The following is a 19,104-nucleotide window of genomic DNA, read 5'->3' as shown; positions in this document are numbered from 1 at the left end:
AAACTCTAAAAATTTATAATATACCAACTATCCGGTATAAAGTCATGAATATTATAGGAAACAACTTCATCATTAAACCACCTTGATGGCGCTATAGTTATTCCTTCTCTTTGCGACAACCATGCCCCCCACCAACTGAATGAACTATTTGCAATAATATGGTACTTACATGCTGTCATTAAGCATAAATCTTTCCAACTATCATCACCTTTATTCACATCTATGATAACACAATTCGGGACAAACTCGAAATGTGTCTTTATATATGCAGGGTCGTCCGAAAATATATAATAATCAATATCTTCCTTTTCTATCTTCTTTGATAACAAATCTATAGCCTGTTTGTAATATGCAACAGGAAGCACTCCGTGTTTATTTCCTATTTGAGAAGAACTTACATAGTCTCCTCTCCTCACATGGATGCTCACCGAATTGCTATTGGCTATTTTATCATATATAATTCTATTTTTTTCATCGTCAAAAGCTATAAATTCAAAATCTTTTAACAAATCCTTCCTTATATTTCTAAAGTACTTTTCTGATTGAAAATAACCATCCAGATAAATATTTCTATTATCGGGCAAATTCACATAATGATCATTCGTCTGTTTGATAGCTCTAATATTCAACAAGCGTCTAATAATCCTTATAAACAGATTAGTAGAAAGGAATATCGTTCTACAACTATTCGAAAGATGAGTTGCTCTTATATTTTTAAAAATATTCAATTCATATTTTCTGGCAGAAAAATGTTCTTCCGATTTATTATGTGTTTCAAGGAAAACCAAATCTAAATATACATTTTTATTTTTCTTCGTTTCCAACGCTCTCACTACAGCATACTGAAACATTTGGTTTCCCAACCCTCCCTGAAGTTTACTTATTTTCATCTGAGCTTTTTAAACCAAAAACAACCACATCCATAATTCTGCTGTGCCGCAGTATCCAAGTCTGCATTCCGTACAAACTCACTATCATCCTTAATCAAAGAGAACTCGATCAAATCAAACCCTTCAAACAATTCATTTACTACAAGATGTGGATCATATATACGATGTGCATTAAACATAACCTTAGGTATTCCTACCGGGAGCACTATTAACAAATTACCATTAATTGCACAAACTCTCTTCAGCTCATTAACAGCTATTATATCCCCTTTCGGATCAATTTTATCTCCATATCTGCCCAACCCGATATGCTCTATGGTATGCATACACGACAGTGATTCTATCGAATTATCTTCGAAATGCAGGTTCATTAAATCAGCTCTTCCATACGTTGCATTATCTAACTTTACTTCAGCAGGCCTGTAATCATAATATTCTACCGGAATAAAAGCAGAAAGCATGGATGAAAAGTATAATATGGATGAAATGTCGATATGTAGAGAAGGATTAATCTCTTTCACCACTCTGCACGCCCATGCCGGATGATAGAAATAATGAGCATCAAATGGTGTTGTTCCACTATTATCGTTTAAGCACGGAAATAAATCTTTCTCTTCTGCCCTGATATCATATTTGCTACCGAGCTCATTAAAAAGTTTAAATTGTTCTTGAAAAAGAACGTTTCGTGTATCGGGCTTAATAAATTTTGATTTTATTCTCGAAAACATAATTGTCAACCTTTACATACTTCAACATTAAACTGATTCATTAACAAGCCAGTAGTTCCATCTATCTTAATAAGGTTATCATTTGACGTTTTCGAAATCAGATCAATACTAAACTCTAAAGACGAATCATTATAAAACAAAGATTCGTTACCTTTAGATATACCTACTATCAATTTGAAGTTTCCTTTTTGAAGGAACAAACTGTCATTTTCAAACGAAATAGTATATGTCCCTTTCGGTAGGTTTTGTGGTTCGGACCATGTTGTTGAAATCGGTGTATCAAGGTTAGTATTTAGTCCTGTTGCAAAAACAACATTTTTCAGGTTACCCTCAGTAACTTCAAAATGAACGTTTATCTTCCACTTCTCTCCAATCATAAACGTATCTTTTATCTCGTTGTCATCACCGGTAAGATATATGGAATTTAATATTAAGTTGTCATCTATTTTTTTATTAAATTCAACTTGCATAATCTTCTTATTGTCAGAAACGTATATATTTAACACATCATTTATTTCTCCTTGACAATATATCGAACCATTTCTCAACAGAAGGCCTGTATTACAAAGTTTTTTTACAGCATCAAGATTGTGGCTCACAAAAAGAACCGTGCGGCCTCCACCTAGAGACACATCCTTCATTTTCCCGATAGCTTTTTTCTGAAATTCGGCATCGCCAACAGCCAACACTTCGTCCACAACTAATATTTCGGGTTCGAGATGTGCGGCAACGGCAAACCCCAAACGCACCATCATCCCCGACGAATATCGTTTGACGGGTGTATCTATATATTTCTCGACACCTGCAAAGTCTACTATTTCATCCAGTTTACTTTTTATTTCGTGGCGAGTCATCCCCATAATAGAGCCATTCATATATATGTTTTGCCGTCCGGTCATTTCAGGGTGAAAGCCGGTTCCGACCTCCAATAGCGATGCTATGCGCCCCTTGGCTTTTATTTCTCCTACGGTTGGCGAAGTAACTCGTGAAAGTATTTTCAGCAAGGTCGATTTTCCTGCACCATTTTTACCGATGATACCTAAAACCTCTCCCTGCTTTACGTCGAACGAGATATCCTTCAGTGCCCAAACATACTTACTATTAGCCTTCTGGCTCCGGTCGTTCACCTCTCCTATTTTTAGGTATGGGTCTTCTTTCCCTCTAACCAGATGCCACCACCTATTAATGTCGTGACTCAGTGTACCCGTTCCGATTGTTCCCAATCTATATTGTTTTGCTATATTCTCAAATTTTATCGCTATGTCTGACATGTTTTCTTTCTAATCTTTATTGATTCTTTCTTTGTAAAGACAAATGTGCTATCTTCTTCCAATCTTGCAAAGATACAACATTTTATGATACCTGTTTGCCTTAGCTTCGTTAGTTATAGTACTTTTTTACAAAAAATATTAATTTAGTATTTTATCCCAATATTTACCTAAATTAACACCACATTAAAAAACACTACCATAGCGATGATATTCCGTACTTATACTTTGTTCCTTTAAATAGTGAAGCAGTTCTATCCTCCCGTCAACAATAGGTTTATCTGCAACAATGTGCAAACCTAACTTAGCCGCCTCTTCATATACCGCCTCCGACAGGCTACCTGCGCAGCTTCTTATTCGTTCATAGTTTTTTATACAGCCTATAAAGTCAGGCTCTTTTTGAACAAAGACTTTCACTCCGGGCAAAACAATCGTAGATTGTTTTATATCTTCAACATCATCGTACATATCCGACATACTGATAGTTAAAGGTACGTTTGCTATCACCGAAGCTAAAATAACCAACAATATATCGCATATATCATCGTGAGGCTCTATACGGAATATACATTTTTGAAGAGGAAGATAACGCAATGTATTAGATTCTCCATAAATGTTGCTAACATCTTTCTCTTGCGCAAACACTTCGTCCCATGCCTTCTTATAACTGCTGAACGCATAATTCAGCCTTAACCGGCATTTCGAGTCTGCCAACAAATCGTTCAACGGAGGGTCTATGACAGGGGGATTTATGGCCGGAAGCAGATTTTCGGTAAACTTGACCAAAGAAGAAACGTAGTTAGGTCCTCCTGCTTTGACTCCGCCGCCAAAGGCTGAATGTTTCATCCCCCCAAATGGCTGACGCCTTACTATTGCCCCCGTAATGCCCCTGTTGATGTATAGGTTTCCCGCCTCAATCCGCTTTTTCCATATACATATCTCCTTTTCGTCTAAGGTTTGCAAACCTGATGTTAAACCATATTCGGTAGAATTGACAAACTCAATGCCTTCCCTCAGGTTTTCGATACACACCACAGCTAGCAATGGGGCAAACAATTCGGTACGGAATGTATAGCTACCGGGCTTGACACCCCATTTCACGCATGGTTTCAATATATATTTCTTTTCATCCAGAAATTCAGGCTCCACAAGCCACGACTCACCTTCTTCCAGATGACTTATCGCATGCAGCAGTTTTTCATTATTATTGTCAACCATTGGTCCCACAATATTTTCAGGGTTCCATGCACTGCCTGTCTGTATGCTGGTTACCGCATCCTTAAGTTTCGCTTTGAAAACAGGATCTTCATATACCTCTTTTGCGACAAGGAAAAGAGAACATGCCGAACATTTCTGACCGGCATTTCCAAAAGCGGAAGAAACCACATTCATTATGGCATGATCCTGATCGCCCCGTCCGGTCAATATTATCGCATTTTTCCCTCCTGTTTCGGCAGACAGATGGCATTTCGGATTATTTTTCAATAGGTTGAATGCTGTTTCTGTACCCCCCGTAAAAATTATATGTTTTATCACAGGATGTGATGTCAAACGATCCAAAGTACTTCTTTCTGCCGGACAAACAACTTGCAATGCGTCCTTCGCAACTCCGGCATCCCAAAAGCATTTTGCCAACTCCCAAGCTATCGGCAACGAAACTGTTGCAGGCTTCAATATCACCGTGTTTCCTGCAGACAAAGCGGCTGCTACGCCTCCAACAGGTATGGCAAGAGGAAAATTCCAGGGTGAAATGACCAATACAACCCCTTTGGGTGAATAAGATACATTTTGCAGATCGGAAAATCGCTTCATTGATATCGGATAGTAGCAACAAAAGTCAATACCTTCGGAGACTTCAACATCGGCTTCCGTAAAGGTTTTTCCTGTTATGGCAACCATACAGCCTATAAGGTCACCTCTTTTTGCACTAAGGTTTTCTGCAACCTGATGTAGAATTTTATTTCGCTTGTCCAGCGTAGTCTTTCTCCATCCCGACTTGTCTTCTTCGGCAATGGATAATATTTCAGCCACCTGGTCGGACGACGATAAGTTTGCCTCACACATACAAATCTTATCATCCCTATTTCGATCATAGTATTTCTTCTTATACTCTGTTTCTATCTCCTTATCTCCAATCTGAACGGGAACTATAAAATTCCGATCATTAAATTCCGTCTTCCATTTTTTCAATATTCCAAGTGCCCACTCCCTATTGACACTCAAATTAAGATCGGTGTCCGGTTCATTCCGGAAAACATCAATGCTTGTCTGACGATTGGGCAAAAGGTTTCTATTTTGCTTTCGGGAACTGCGTCCTATCATTTTATCTTTCAGTTCATAAGCCTGAACAAACTGATTCTCAAGAAAACCCCATTCTTTACTATTCAGCTTCAAATTGAACGAATACCTCAGAAAATTATCCTCCCCCGTATTCTCGTCCAAACGCCTGACCAAATATGATACTGCATTCAGAAAATGCTCTTTTTTCACAACCGGGGTATACAGAACAACTTGTTTTTTCAAAGATTGCATCACACGAGGCAGATGATTGGCCATCCCCTCCAACATTTCAAATGACACATAATCCCCCACCCCATTCCTCTTGGAAAGCAAATAGGCATAGCCTATCGTAAAAAAATTGTGTGAAGCCACACCTACGTGTAAAGCCTCTGCATTTTCAGGTTTCAGGGCAACATCCAACAAATGAAGATAGTTTGCATCAACCTCAACCTTGGTTTTCAGAATCGGTTTTTCCCACCCTCGGAGCGACGAAACAATTGTTTCCATCTGCAAATTAGCACCTTTCACCAAACGCATTTTCAGTGGAGCTCCACCTTCCGAATATCGTTGTTTTGCAAATTTGAGCAACTTTTCATGAAATATTCCGGCATCCGGCAAATATGCCTGAATAACTATTCCGGCTGTCAGGTTTCGAAACTGAGGCATACTCAACACAGTAATAAAAACATCCAGAGTCAACTCCACATCTTTATATTCTTCCATATCCAGATTAACAAACTTTGGGGTGGTTTTCCCCTCTTTATCCGTGTATGGAAAATCAATTGCCTGCTGATATATATTAGCCAGCCGCTTGCATAGTTCGGTCTTACTCTGGGCGTAATTCAAAGGATGAATTTGTGCGTAAATCCCCGAAATCTTTATCGAAATATAATTTATATCTTTCTCTTCAAGGGCTTGTAAATAATGACGATATCTATTATCTGCTTCTGCATTTCCCAGAACAACTTCGCCTAATAAGTTTACATTTTGCCCTATCCCCCTACCGCTTCTGTCGGCCAAATGCCGGGTTAGTTCGGGACGCTCTTCCGCTATGATTATCTTATTAGTCTCCTGCCGTAATCGGCTTCTGAATATCGGCATCGCTATTTTATGGAAGCGATAACCCACTGCCGCAAAAAGCGATAATTGTATGCGATCGAAAATATTGAAAAATTCAGGAACTCCGTATCTGTCGATCAATATCTTCATACGCTTTGCCAGTTTCCGGTCGTCCCGAATCTGAGACGATTCATCTAACATCTTAGATAATAAAATCTTAGAAGACGGAATACTTACCAACGACGCATATTTTTTTTGTTCTTTTTTTTCCTCTTTACTAAGCTCCTGCTCTGCTTTTATCAAAAAACTTTCCGTCCAATCAAGAACTTCTTTTGATGTTATATTCTCCATGACAAACTAATATCTGAGTAGTATAGATTTTTACGAAAGATACAACAAATGAATTAAAGTTCAATAAATAAAAAAAGATTTATACGCTTAATATTAATTGTGCCAACGAGTATTTGGATTGACTATAATAAAAATGTTGGTTTAAATTGTACAATATCTTTTCAGTAGGGGCGAATAAACATTCGCCCTGATATTCGTTGACTAAAAACCAACACTTTTCAACTACTTATTCGCATAATTTATATAAAAGCAAATTATAGGTCACATTCTCCACATCTTACACATTCTAAAGAAAATATCAATAATAATTACAGATATGCACAAAATACTGTCAATAAACGAATAATCACAAGTTTAATTAGCCCCAAATATTTAAATTGAAACTTTAAACATGTTAAATATATTAAATTGTTATTGTAATTCGATTTTTATATATACTTTTGAATGTTGTTTAAGTGTTGAAGATACACAACAAAACATTTTATCATAGAACTAAAAGTTATGAAAGGAGTCAACCGTGAGGTCCACTCCTTTTAGTTTTTTGGGGACAGAACACAACGAGAGGCATTTGTAAAGGATGCCTCTCGTTATTTTCCATACTTATAGAATCAATATGAATCTACAATTTCCACCAGATCATAGAGGTGCGATTGGCGCTATTCTGAAGAGAATATTGCAAAGTCCAGGGATATGAAGTATTTTCACTATGAGATAACTTAAAGGACACTTTCTCTCCGGCTTTTACGTCACACCCAACAACTATGGAATATGTATAGGCCGGAATCCAATTATTATTGCTGGCAAGACGTTTTTCCCCTCCATATATATCAATTTCTGCAATATCCACAATACTCCCATTGACCCATACCGTTAAATAGTAAGCAGCCAAATAATTAACAGGTATATCATTAATTTTACCATATAATCTAAAGCTGAAAGCGTAAGAGCCATCCTCCGGAATTTCAATATATCCCTCATCATTAAATTTGAGAAGGACCCCTCCAGACCCATCTGTACCTCCATCTGTGGTTGCTACATTTTCAACAAGGTTCAATAAATTCAGAGTTGATTTAGGGATCTCCGTCACCATCCTGATCCAGTTCACTCCATTCCAATAATATATACCCGGCGTTACTTGAGCGTTACTGGTTGTGTTATAAACCATCATTCCTGCCACGGCATTGGTTACGGGAGCTTTCACATTTGCAGCTGTCAATGCAACACGATTCAGCAATAAACCTTTGTTAGCATCGCTCAACTCCACTTGTGCAGAATTATTGAACGTAGTCCCTGCTCCGATTTTCGAGATACCGGATACATAAGAATTGCCCGTAACATGAAGTTTCTGTAAAGGATTGTTTGTTCCCACTCCTACATTACCACTGCTATTGACAATGACGTCGTCTGCCACATTCGTATTTCCGTTCGTGTTTTTTTGCGCATCGATGTGAAACACCCCTTGTGGCGACTCCGTGTTCACTCCAACCTGCCCATAAGCCTTGAAACCGATCAAAAGCATTGATAAGAATAATAAACTTTTTTTCATAATTTTTTAATGTTGTTTGTCGTGTTAGTTTTTCGTCTCCAGTTCGTTTTTTGCCTCTTCTCCAAAATCACTAATCACCTGATTATGTGCGACTAATACACTCTGTCACTTTAGCAGTGACAGAAAAACCCTTTTGACTATGTTACACCATTAATTATAAAGACATTAAGTTTTATGAGAAAAACAAATGTTAAACACCTTGTTAAACATGAGGTTGTTTCATTCGATAAAATCGGAAATACGGGTAAAGTAAATCGCTGATTACAAATATTTAAACAGAAACATGAGAATTGAAAAAATAAAATTTTTCGTTAAATATTCGTTAAACACACACTAATTCAATCACTTAAACAACAATAAAATATGAAAATTGAAAATAATAGAATCAAATCCGAAATTCGGTTTGTTGATCTGGAAAAAGGAAAACAATGGGATTGCAGACAAGAGAATTGCGGGATAATATTGGTAATTTCAGGAAGACTGAATATCTCCTTTTCGGACATTAAGGAAGAATCTATTTCCGCAAATAAGTTCTTCTTCCTGCCTGCAGGATATGGATGTATGATCAACGCTCTGGAAAAGTCTTCTTTCGTATCAATCGGCATTAACGACGAAGATTATCTTTACGATAATTTTAGAATGAAGGAGTTGAAAAACACAGAACAACAGGATTTTAGCTATCTATTTTTCAACGATGTAATGAACGGCTATATCCGTTCACTTCTTATTTACAAAGACAAGAACATAGATTACAATTTTCTGGCAGACATCAAGGCTAAAGAGCTGATTTGCATACTCAAAGCATCGTATATAGAGGAACAATTGAAAGGCTTTTTCAGCACATATCTCACAAACGACCTTTATTTCACAGAGCAGGTCAGGAAACTAACCAAAAGCGTCCGAAATGTCAGGGAACTAGCTGATCTGATGCATTATAGCTATTCCGGTTTCAACAAAAAATTCAGAAAAGTATTTGGTGTTTCTGCCTATTCATGGCTCAGGCAACGCAGAGCCAACACGGTTTTCCACGAAATATACCACACAGACAAGAGCCTGAAACAGATATCGACCGATAACAAATTCGCAACTCTTTCACATTTCAATGAGTTTTGCCACAAAATATTGGGTGCTTCACCCCGACAAATAAGAAACAAGAAACACAGGAAGCAAAACACGTAAGTTTAAGGAATATTACAGGAAGTGAGCGACGCGTATTTTGCCATAAATTTGCACTGAATAAAACCTCTGAAAAAAGAAAGCTCTGTCACTGCTAAAGTGACAGAGCTTTGATCATTATAAACAACCAAAGTACAAATATACGAAAATGATTTTATAAAAGATAAATTCTACCCGAATCTTTTAATCCGAGAAATTTCAAAGAAAGAAAAAGAGTGTAAAGTGAATAAGGCTCTCAACAAAAAACAATAAGGGACTGCTTCATCAGCAGCCCCTTATCATGCCTGTCAAAACACTTTTATCCGGAGATATTTGACAGGTCAGTCATTCTGACTAGACATACTCTATTTATATGCTGTGTGTGTTGATGACACAAAAATAATATATTATTTCAATATATCCACAGTATATTGTGTTAATAATACACCTTCATACCGTTTTTTTATGTAAAAAAAACAGTAAAAACCTTTTTAGCTCTTATCAAACAGGGATAATAAAGTATTATTTACGTATATACCAATCGTCTTTGTAACGTTTAAAATACTCGAAATTGCGTGGTGTGGAGGATGGTATTTTCGATTTTTTTATGAGGCAAGCAAATTCCGTTGTGAAAGGATTTATATAAAGAGTGTCATCCAGATCGACACTCACATAATACAATTTTGAATCCAAAAACTTCTGAACCAGTTTCACTATCATCTGATAGCCAATGTAGTCTTTCTGGCAAGTATCTATTACATCCGTATTGTTTATTCTTATTATCTTGGCATTTTCAACGTCTACCAGCACTATATATGGCTGACATTCTACATTTGCTTTTTTAACGTATATAAGTGAGGTTCCGGGTTCGTCTCCGCTCGCCCTATAATAAAGCGTATAACCCTTGAATTCTGAGATTACATTTTTTTGCTCTACAAATTCAATTATAGTATCAATTTTCTTTTGATTGCTACATGCGTAAAAAATGCAACATACAATCAAAGAAAAAAGAATCAACATATAGCATCGTATTGTCCTCATTTCTTTCTTTTAAGAAGCCTCCTACAATAAATAGAATAAAGTAATAGTGTCTTAACAAAATTCGAAGGTACTTTTTTTTAACAAAAGATGGAGGCTCCACCCTCAAATTTTAACAATAATTACAATCAAAACGTTATTACCTAGAAATTCCTTACATTTTCGACAACGACAAAACCGTATCTAAATACCAGTTCCAGAATTCTTTCCTGAGCTCTATACTTCCGGTAGCGTCGAAAGGGCTACCTCCTGAACAGGTCATTGAAGCATAATAATCAGGATTCCAACCTTCCCAGTCGAATACATCATCGTTTTCGCCACAATATTCGTCTATTTCGAGCATCATTCCGGCATCAAAAGCTATACTGTATGCCAATGAAACCACAGTCATTCCGGCTAATGCCGCCATTTTTTTCTCACCTTCCAAGAATCCAAATACCTGATCTTTCAACAAGTCGGCCAGTACAAAAAACGACGACTGTTCGCCAACATCAAAATACAAGAATTCGTTTATCGACGACATCATCAACAAAAGGCTTTCGTCTTTTCCGAAACCTTCTTCATAGATCGGAAGAACCTTTTTGGCACATTCGAAAAAGACCCTATTCACCGTCTTCACATCATTCAGCAAAGACAGCAGCCTAATCCTATGGCTTAAAGCCAAATGCCCATCGCGAGAAGCGTCTACAATATCTTTTAATATATTGATGTGATCATCTGTCAATATGCTACGCTCAACCCGAACCTCCTCTGCTTCCGGAGCAAGAGATTCTGGTTGACTTTGAGCTTTATTTTTTTTAAAAAGACCGAAAATAGCCATACCTACCCATAGTATTGTAATGTTCGTTATATCTATTCTGATCAGATAAAACTTCCCCAAACATCAATTACACCTACAATATTACGAAAAAGTTATGAAACATAGGCATATAACCATGAATATTACTTAGATTTTAAGCACTTCTATTGTATTATGGCATCCAAAACAATAAAAATGCTGCACCGTATAAATAAAAAAGCCGCCTCCCTTTTCGGAAACGGCTCTCTTTCTTATTTCGTCAGGAACAATTACAGCTTTCTTGCCCCATCTTTGATAATTACATCATAAACTTTAGGTTTGATACCAAACTTCTGCTCGTAATCGGTATTTGCACGCTTAATGAATTCATCATACAATTCGTTCTTCACAAGATTGATGGTACAACCACCAAATCCTCCACCCATCACGCGAGAGCCTGTTACGCCGCAACGACGAGCCAAATCATTCAAGAAGTCCAACTCATCGCAACTTACTTCATATTTACGGCTCAGTCCAATATGTGTTTCATACATTTTTTTACCTACAGTTTCGTAGTCTCCTTTTTCAAGGGCGGCACAAGCATCCAACAGGCGTTGAATTTCTTCAATAACAAACTCTGCACGTATATAATCTTCCGCACTCACTTCGTTTGCCACTTCCCTCAACATATCCAGATTTGCATCACGAAGAAGCTCTACCTCAGGATGGCGTTTCTTTATTGCATGGGCAACAGCCTCGCACGACAAGCGGCGTTTGTTGTATGCTCCTTCTGCCAAATTGTGCGAAACACAAGTATTTACCAATACCAAACGATAACCTTCCGGATTGAATGGCACATACTGATACTCCAGCGAACGGCAATCTAAGCGAATCAATGAACCTTCTTTACCAAAGCAAGAAGCAAACTGATCCATGATACCACACATCACACCTACATAGTTATGCTCTGTGGCTTGTCCTATTTTTGCTATTTCAAACAAATCGAAACCTAATCCAAATTGGTCATTGATAGCAAAACCAAAACAGCTTTCCAATGCCGCAGAAGAAGACATACCTGCTCCGAGAGGCACATCACCTGCAAAAACAGTGTCAAATCCGGGGATTTTTGCTCCTCGTTTTATCATTTCGCGGCATACGCCAAATATATATTTTGCCCATTGCTTTGCAGGCAGGTCATTCTCTTCCAATCCAAATTCTGCCGATTCACCCAAATCTAAAGCATAAGCCCTCACTTTGTCGGTTCCATTTGGTTTTATTTCGCAATACATCGCTTTATCTATTGCTCCCGGCAATACAAATCCACCATTATAATCGGTATGCTCACCGATAAGATTGATACGTCCGGGCGAAGAATATACAACACCTTCAGTTCCGTAAAGCGATTTAAATTTGTCTCTGATTTGATTTAATTCCATGGTTAATTCAGTCTTTTTGTGATTAAAATTAGTTAGTTATATAATAAGTAGTTTTTATTTAGTCAAAAATTTATATATACACGTTTGTTTATAAACCTCTCCGGGATTTAAACGTGTTGACGGAAACTCCGGCTTATTGGGCGTATCCGGATATTTTTGAGTTTCGAGCGCTATTGCCGCACGACGGTTTATAGGCTTTCCATATTTTCCATTGAACGACCCGTCGAACCAGTTGCTCGCATAAAACTGAATACCCGGCTGGTCTGTCCACACTTCCATCACACGTCCCGACGAAGGTTCGTAGACAGATGCAGCAAATTCCACGCCATCTTTCATTTCTTTGTTTATCACCCAATTATGATCATATCCTGCACCAAACTTCAATTGTTCGTTGTCGTTATCTATTCTCTCTCCTATTCTATAAGATGTCAAGAAATCGAACGGAGTATCTTTAACCGACGCTATTTCTCCCGTTGGGATATTCACTTCATTGTAAGGCGTATATTTGTCGGCATTAATAGTCAACATATAGTCGAGTATATCCCCGTTACCCTCACCCTTAAGGTTGAAATAAGAATGGTGAGACAAATTAACATGCGTGGCCTTATCCGTTTCTGCTTCATAAGCAATTTTGAATTCATTATCCGGAGTCAAAGTATACACCATCTTATACTTTACCGTTCCGGGATAGCCTTCTTCTCCGTCGGGTGATGTGTACGAAAAATGAATCTCGTTTCCCGACACTTTGTCAACATCCCAAACCACACTATCAAGGCCTTTCAAACCTCCGTGCAAGCTATTGGTGGCATTATTTACGGGCAACGTATACTCAACATTGTCTATTGTGAATTTCCCATTTGCGATACGGTTGGCATAACGACCGACAACACATCCGAGAAATCTCTCGCCCGTATTGTTCAAGTAACGGTCTATATTTTCATAACCCACCACTATATCTTCATAGTTACCCGCCTTGTCCGGAACCCAAAGCGTAACAACCCGTCCGCCAAAATTGGTAACTTGCATTGTAATGCCATTTCCTGATTCGAGAGTATAAAGCGCAATCTTCTTACCATCTAAAGAGGCATCGAAAGCCTCGGCTTTTAGAAGTTCGATTTTATTATTTGCATTCATGTAGATTAGGTTTAGTTATTAATTTATCTTTGTAAGCTAGCAAAGATATTTAATAAATGCCGAAAACACGCTCTTTAGGAGATGCTTCAAGTCAAAAAAAAAGTTAATATAGAATACATCACAAGACAAGACATTTTTGCAGCAAAACCTATTCTACTGTATATAAAAACATTACCTTTATTTTCTTTTTTATTCACTTCAAAACATCATGAAGATTATTTTTGCAACGCACTGAAACTCAACCACAATTTCCATTCTGGAAAACTTTACGAAAAATAAAAACAAAACACACACTCATTATCAAACACTTATCAATAATTTAAGAAAACTTCACATTTTTATCAAGAACAAAGTCTATCTCAACTTGTTTCATCTTATATTAATTAATAGATTTGCAATCTCAAACAAGTTGAGCCAATCAACACGCTCAATTTACGCTTTTATCAAGAATCAATTTACAACAACAAAGTATTAAAAAACTTAACATTTTATAATAAACGTATGGGACAAATGGTTTACAGTTTTGATGAAGCATACGAAGCCTCATTAAAATATTTTGAAGGAGACGAACTCGCTGCCAAAGTTTGGGTAAACAAATATGCATTGAAAGATGCTGCGGGAAACATATATGAGCAATCTCCGGTTGATATGCACTGGCGTCTGGCAAATGAAATTGCCAGAATTGAAAAAAAATACGAAAACCCTCTTTCTGCTCAGGAGTTGTACGATTTGTTCGATCGGTTCAAATATATTGTTCCTCAGGGAAGCCCTATGACAGGAATTGGCAACAACCACCAAATAGCCTCTCTTTCAAACTGTTTCGTCATCGGAATGGATGGTCCTGCCGACTCATACGGAGCCATCATACACGTAGACGAAGAACAAGTGCAGTTGATGAAACGCCGGGGAGGTGTCGGTCACGATTTGTCCCACATTCGCCCTAAAGGTTCCCCGGTAAAAAACTCGGCGTTAACTTCCACAGGGTTAGTGCCCTTTATGGAAAGATATTCCAACTCGACCAGAGAAGTAGCTCAGGATGGTCGCCGTGGAGCTTTAATGTTAAGTGTATCGATAAAACACCCTGATGCAGAATCGTTTATTGATGCAAAAATGGAGCAGGGAAAAGTAACCGGAGCCAATGTTTCCGTGAAAATAGATGACGACTTCATGCGCTCTGTTGTTGATAAAACAATATATACACAACAATATCCTGTCAATTCGTCTAACCCTGTATTTGTGAAAGACATAAATGCAGAAGCCTTGTGGAAAAAGATTGTACACAACGCTTGGAGATCGGCAGAACCCGGAGTGTTATTTTGGGACACAATCATAAGGGAGTCTGTGCCCGATTGCTATGCCGACCTTGGCTTCAGAACCGTTTCTACAAATCCATGCGGCGAAATTCCACTATGTCCCTACGACAGTTGCCGATTGTTAGCCATCAATCTATATTCGTATGTGGTTAATCCATTCAAAGAAGATGCGTATTTCGATTTCGACTTGTTCAAAAAACACGTAGAACTGGCTCAACGCATTATGGACGACATCATTGACCTGGAATCTGAAAAGATTGACAGCATTCTCGACAAAATAAATTCCGATCCCGAACTTGAAGAAGTGAAAGCCGTGGAAAGACATTTGTGGGAAAAAATTCGCACAAAAACACTTCAAGGACGCCGTACAGGTGTGGGAATCACAGCCGAAGGCGATATGATTGCAGCTATGGGGTTACGATACGGAACAGAAGAAGCAACAGCCTTTGCCGAAGAAGTGCAACGCACGTTGGCTTTGGCAGCCTACCGCTCATCTGTCAACATGGCAAAAGAACGTGGCCCTTTCCAGATATACGATTCAGAAAAAGAGAAAAACAACCCGTTCATCAACCGTCTGGCATCTGCCGAGCCTGATCTATACACCGACATGGTGAAATATGGACGACGCAACATTGCCTGCCTTACAATCGCCCCAACAGGAACAACCAGCCTGATGACACAGTCGACCTCAGGTATCGAACCCGTATTTATGCCGGTTTATAAACGTCGTCGCAAAGTAAACCCTAACGACGTTCAGGTAAAAGTGGATTTTGTTGACGAAAACGGAGACTCTTGGGAAGAATATATCGTATTCCATCACAAATTTGTAACATGGATGGAAGCGAAAGGATACCCTACGGCAAAAAAATATACCAACGAAGAAATTGACAACATGGTTGCCGAATCGCCATATTATAAGGCTACTTCGAACGATGTAGACTGGCTTCAAAAGGTGAAAATGCAAGGCCGTATGCAGAAGTGGGTAGACCACTCTATCAGTGTAACCGTAAATCTCCCTGCTGATGCGTCGGAAGAACTTGTAAACACCTTGTATATAGAAGCTTGGAAAAGCGGATGTAAAGGTTGTACAATATACAGGGACGGATCTCGTGCCGGAGTACTAATTGCCGCGACAGACAACAATAAAGAGAAAAAGGAAGAAGAATGTGGTGAATGCTACGAACGCCCGGCGATAGTACAACGCCGTCCGAAAGAGTTGGAAGCCGACGTTATACGTTTCCAAAACAACAAGGACAAATGGATCGCATTTATAGGACTTCTTGATGGCAGACCTTACGAAATATTCACCGGTATCGCCGACGACGAAGAAGGTTTGCTACTTCCTAAGAATGTAAATCAAGGACTGATTATCAAACGAGTAGAAGAAAGTGGCGAGAAGAGCTATGACTTCCAATTCAAAAATAAACGTGGATATAAAACAACGATAGAAGGACTGGACAGTAAATTCAACCCTGAATTCTGGAACTATGCAAAGTTGATTTCAGGAGTATTGCGTTACGGTATGCCTATCGACCAAGTTATCAAACTCGTACAAGGTCTTGACCTTGACAGTGAGAAAATTAACACTTGGAAAAACGGTGTTGAGCGTGCCTTGAAAAAATATCTGCCAAACGGTTCGGAAGTGAAGGGTCAGAAATGCCCGGTTTGCGAACAAGAAACATTAATATACCAAGAAGGCTGCTTGAAGTGTACCAATTGTGGAGCCTCTAAATGTGGTTGATAATAAGACAAATATAGCACAGATACAAATCGGGGAGTACTCTTGATGAATACTCCCCGATTTATTTATATAATTATGATAAACAATTAAGCCTCTTCGCTTTGAGTAGCTTCGTACGCTTTCAACAGTTTATCCTGAACATCAGATGGTACAAGTTCATAACTCGAAAACTTCATAGTGAACGAAGCACGACCTCCGGTCAATGAACTCAACGTAATGGAATAATTAGACAACTCTTTCAACGGAACTTTAGCTTTCAATATTTCTATATCTTTATCGCTTTCCATCCCCAGAATCATACCTCTGCGGTTCTGCAAGTCGCTCATAACATCACCCATCTTGTCTGCGGGCACAAATACCGTCACATCATAAATAGGCTCAAGAATCTTCGGATTTGCCTCCTTAAATGCCGTACTGAAAGCATTACGCCCGGCAAGCATAAATGAGATTTCGTTTGAGTCAACAGGGTGCATCTTTCCGTCGTACACAATCACACGCACATCACGGGCATAAGATCCGGTCAGCGGACCTTGTTCCAATCGTGCCATAATCCCTTTCAATATAGCAGGCAAGAAACGGGCATCAATAGAACCTCCAACAATACTATTTACGAAGACCAACTTGCCACCCCAATCGAGGTCGTAAGTCTGCACATCACGAGATTGTATTTTAAATTCCTGTCCGTTAAACTTATACGTTTCGGGCAATGGCATACCTTCCGTGTAAGGCTCAACAATCATGTGCACCTCTCCAAATTGCCCGGCTCCACCCGATTGCTTTTTATGACGATAATCGGCTCGGGCAGCCTTCGTGATAGTCTCACGATAAGGGATTTTAGGTTCGGAAAATACGATAGGAATTTTATCGTTGTTTTCCAATCTCCACTTCAAAGTCTTCAAGTGAAACTCTCCCTGTCCGGAAACAATCAGCTGCTTCAATTCCTTCGAATTTTCTATCAACCAAGTCGGGTCTTCACCATGCATACGCAGAAGAGCCTCGTTCATTTTTTCAGTATCTTTCTCATTCTCAGCCTTAATAGCACGACGATACTTAGGGTCGGGATATTGTATAAAGTTAAACTTATTGTCCGCACCCTTTCCATTCAGGGTATTACCCGTGCGCACATCTTTCAGTTTCACAGTTGCCCCGATGTCTCCCGCAGCAAGCTCTTCCACCTTTGTCCGATGTTGCCCTGCTACTGAAAACATCTGCCCCATACGCTCTTTCGAACCCCTGTCGGCATTCAACAGGTCATCTCCCTCTTTCACCTTTCCGCTCATCACCTTAAAGTAAGAAACTTCTCCTACGTGCGGCTCAACCGTCGTTTTAAAGAAAAACAAGCTAGTAGCTGCACCGCTATCGGGTTTCACCTCCACACCATCGGTATTTATGGGAGCAGGCATATCGGCAACATAAGGAACCACATTTCCTAAAAATTCGAGTGTACGGCGCACACACATATCTTTTTCGGCAGAAACACAGAACACAGGATAAATATCACGATTGACCAATCCGAAACGGATTCCCATACGCATTTCATCCTGAGAAAGGGTTCCTTGCTCAAAGAATTTTTCCATCAAAGCCTCATCGTTTTCGGCAGCAGCCTCCACCAATCTTTGATGCAACTCTTCGGCCTTTTCTTTTTCTTCTGCTGGTATATCGAGTACTTCAGGAACTCCGCCTTCGGGTTTCCATTTGTACATTTTATTCGTAAGAACATCAACAACGGCATTAAATCCTTCACCGACATTGACTGGATATTGTACTAGCACAGCCTTGTCGCCATATTTGGCTTTAAGCTGCGATACAACGTTGTCGAAATCAGCTTTTGCATGATCTAACTGATTAACGACAAAAATCACCGGTTTTTCTATCTTTTTTATATATCTCAACTGATTGAGAGTAGCCACCTCAAGTCCGTATTGTGCATTCAGCACCATCAGTGCGGTATCTGTTACATTCAACGAAGTTACAACATTACCGATAAAATCGTCGGAGCCGGGACAGTCAATAAAATTCAACTTGCGATCATTCCACTCAACAGAAAAAATACTGGAAAAAACCGAATATCCGTATTCTTTCTCTACCGGAAAATAATCACTTACAGTGTTGCCTGCATTGACCGATCCACGGCGTTGTATGACTCCGGCTTCGAAAAGCATTGCTTCGGCGAGAGTGGTTTTGCCGGCTCCCGAACTACCAAGAATAGCTATATTCCTGATCTGATTAGTTTGGTACATTTTCATGGCTTAAAGTTTTTAAGAATTAATACACCATTTATTATTTGTGTCTCAAATGTTTACGATCATAAAAAGATACATTTTCGACACACTTTTTCAAATTTAGGAAATAGTTTTCTTTTTATACAATCTTTCGAATATGTTATT

12 protein-coding genes are annotated in these 19,104 nt (G+C 38.8%); 2 read left to right on the top strand and 10 right to left on the bottom strand.

Features of this window, described 5'->3' with window-relative positions; all coding sequences use genetic code 11:
- Positions 1-5: 5 nt before the first annotated feature.
- From D0T56_RS09005 to D0T56_RS08985, 5 genes are all read right to left on the bottom strand, one after another.
- Complete coding sequence (locus D0T56_RS09005) at positions 6-890, bottom strand: alpha-1,2-fucosyltransferase (protein ID WP_163319816.1); 885 nt, start codon at positions 888-890, stop codon at positions 6-8.
- On the bottom strand, positions 887-1,618 hold the full coding sequence (locus D0T56_RS09000) for a DUF268 domain-containing protein (protein WP_163319815.1): 732 nt from the start codon (positions 1,616-1,618) through the stop codon (positions 887-889). The genes D0T56_RS09005 and D0T56_RS09000 overlap by 4 nt, the downstream gene beginning before the upstream one ends.
- A 5-nt stretch (positions 1,619-1,623) precedes the next feature.
- The gene (locus tag D0T56_RS08995) at positions 1,624-2,889 is read right to left on the bottom strand and encodes a polysaccharide ABC transporter ATP-binding protein (RefSeq protein ID WP_163319814.1); all 1,266 of its coding nucleotides are present in this window, start codon (positions 2,887-2,889) and stop codon (positions 1,624-1,626) included.
- Between the two features lie 183 nt (positions 2,890-3,072).
- The gene (locus D0T56_RS08990; RefSeq protein WP_163319813.1) at positions 3,073-6,576 is read right to left on the bottom strand and encodes a bifunctional proline dehydrogenase/L-glutamate gamma-semialdehyde dehydrogenase; all 3,504 of its coding nucleotides are present in this window, start codon (positions 6,574-6,576) and stop codon (positions 3,073-3,075) included.
- A gap of 619 nt (positions 6,577-7,195) precedes the next feature.
- The gene (locus tag D0T56_RS08985) at positions 7,196-8,122 is read right to left on the bottom strand and encodes a hypothetical protein (protein ID WP_163319812.1); all 927 of its coding nucleotides are present in this window, start codon (positions 8,120-8,122) and stop codon (positions 7,196-7,198) included.
- 363 nt (positions 8,123-8,485) lie between these two features.
- On the opposite strand from D0T56_RS08985, the gene D0T56_RS08980 reads away from it, so the two are divergent.
- Positions 8,486-9,301 carry a helix-turn-helix domain-containing protein gene (locus D0T56_RS08980; protein ID WP_163319811.1) on the top strand — a complete coding sequence of 272 codons (816 nt, stop codon included), beginning with the start codon at positions 8,486-8,488 and terminating at the stop codon, positions 9,299-9,301.
- Between the two features lie 498 nt (positions 9,302-9,799).
- Here D0T56_RS08980 and D0T56_RS08975 read toward each other — a convergent pair whose 3' ends face one another.
- From D0T56_RS08975 to D0T56_RS08960, 4 genes are all read right to left on the bottom strand, one after another.
- The gene (locus D0T56_RS08975) at positions 9,800-10,318 is read right to left on the bottom strand and encodes a hypothetical protein (RefSeq protein WP_163319810.1); all 519 of its coding nucleotides are present in this window, start codon (positions 10,316-10,318) and stop codon (positions 9,800-9,802) included.
- Between the two features lie 151 nt (positions 10,319-10,469).
- Positions 10,470-11,135 carry an Imm5 family immunity protein gene (locus D0T56_RS08970; protein WP_163319809.1) on the bottom strand — a complete coding sequence of 222 codons (666 nt, stop codon included), beginning with the start codon at positions 11,133-11,135 and terminating at the stop codon, positions 10,470-10,472.
- Between the two features lie 248 nt (positions 11,136-11,383).
- Entirely contained in the window at positions 11,384-12,529 is a 1,146-nt protein-coding gene (galK, locus tag D0T56_RS08965; protein ID WP_163319808.1) for a galactokinase, read from the bottom strand.
- Between the two features lie 54 nt (positions 12,530-12,583).
- The gene (locus D0T56_RS08960; protein WP_163319807.1) at positions 12,584-13,663 is read right to left on the bottom strand and encodes an aldose epimerase family protein; all 1,080 of its coding nucleotides are present in this window, start codon (positions 13,661-13,663) and stop codon (positions 12,584-12,586) included.
- Positions 13,664-14,164: 501 nt separating this feature from the next.
- On the opposite strand from D0T56_RS08960, the gene D0T56_RS08955 reads away from it, so the two are divergent.
- Complete coding sequence (locus D0T56_RS08955; RefSeq protein WP_163319806.1) at positions 14,165-16,717, top strand: adenosylcobalamin-dependent ribonucleoside-diphosphate reductase; 2,553 nt, start codon at positions 14,165-14,167, stop codon at positions 16,715-16,717.
- Between the two features lie 86 nt (positions 16,718-16,803).
- On the opposite strand, the gene D0T56_RS08950 is transcribed toward D0T56_RS08955, so the two are convergent.
- The gene (locus D0T56_RS08950; protein WP_163319805.1) at positions 16,804-18,963 is read right to left on the bottom strand and encodes a translation factor GTPase family protein; all 2,160 of its coding nucleotides are present in this window, start codon (positions 18,961-18,963) and stop codon (positions 16,804-16,806) included.
- Positions 18,964-19,104 lie beyond the last annotated feature (141 nt).

The sequence above is a fragment of the Dysgonomonas sp. 520 genome, from assembly GCF_010501095.1.
GTDB lineage: Bacteria > Bacteroidota > Bacteroidia > Bacteroidales > Dysgonomonadaceae > QVMP01.
Note: the sequence above shows the minus strand (reverse complement) of the source record. Positions and strands in the feature narration are given on the sequence as shown.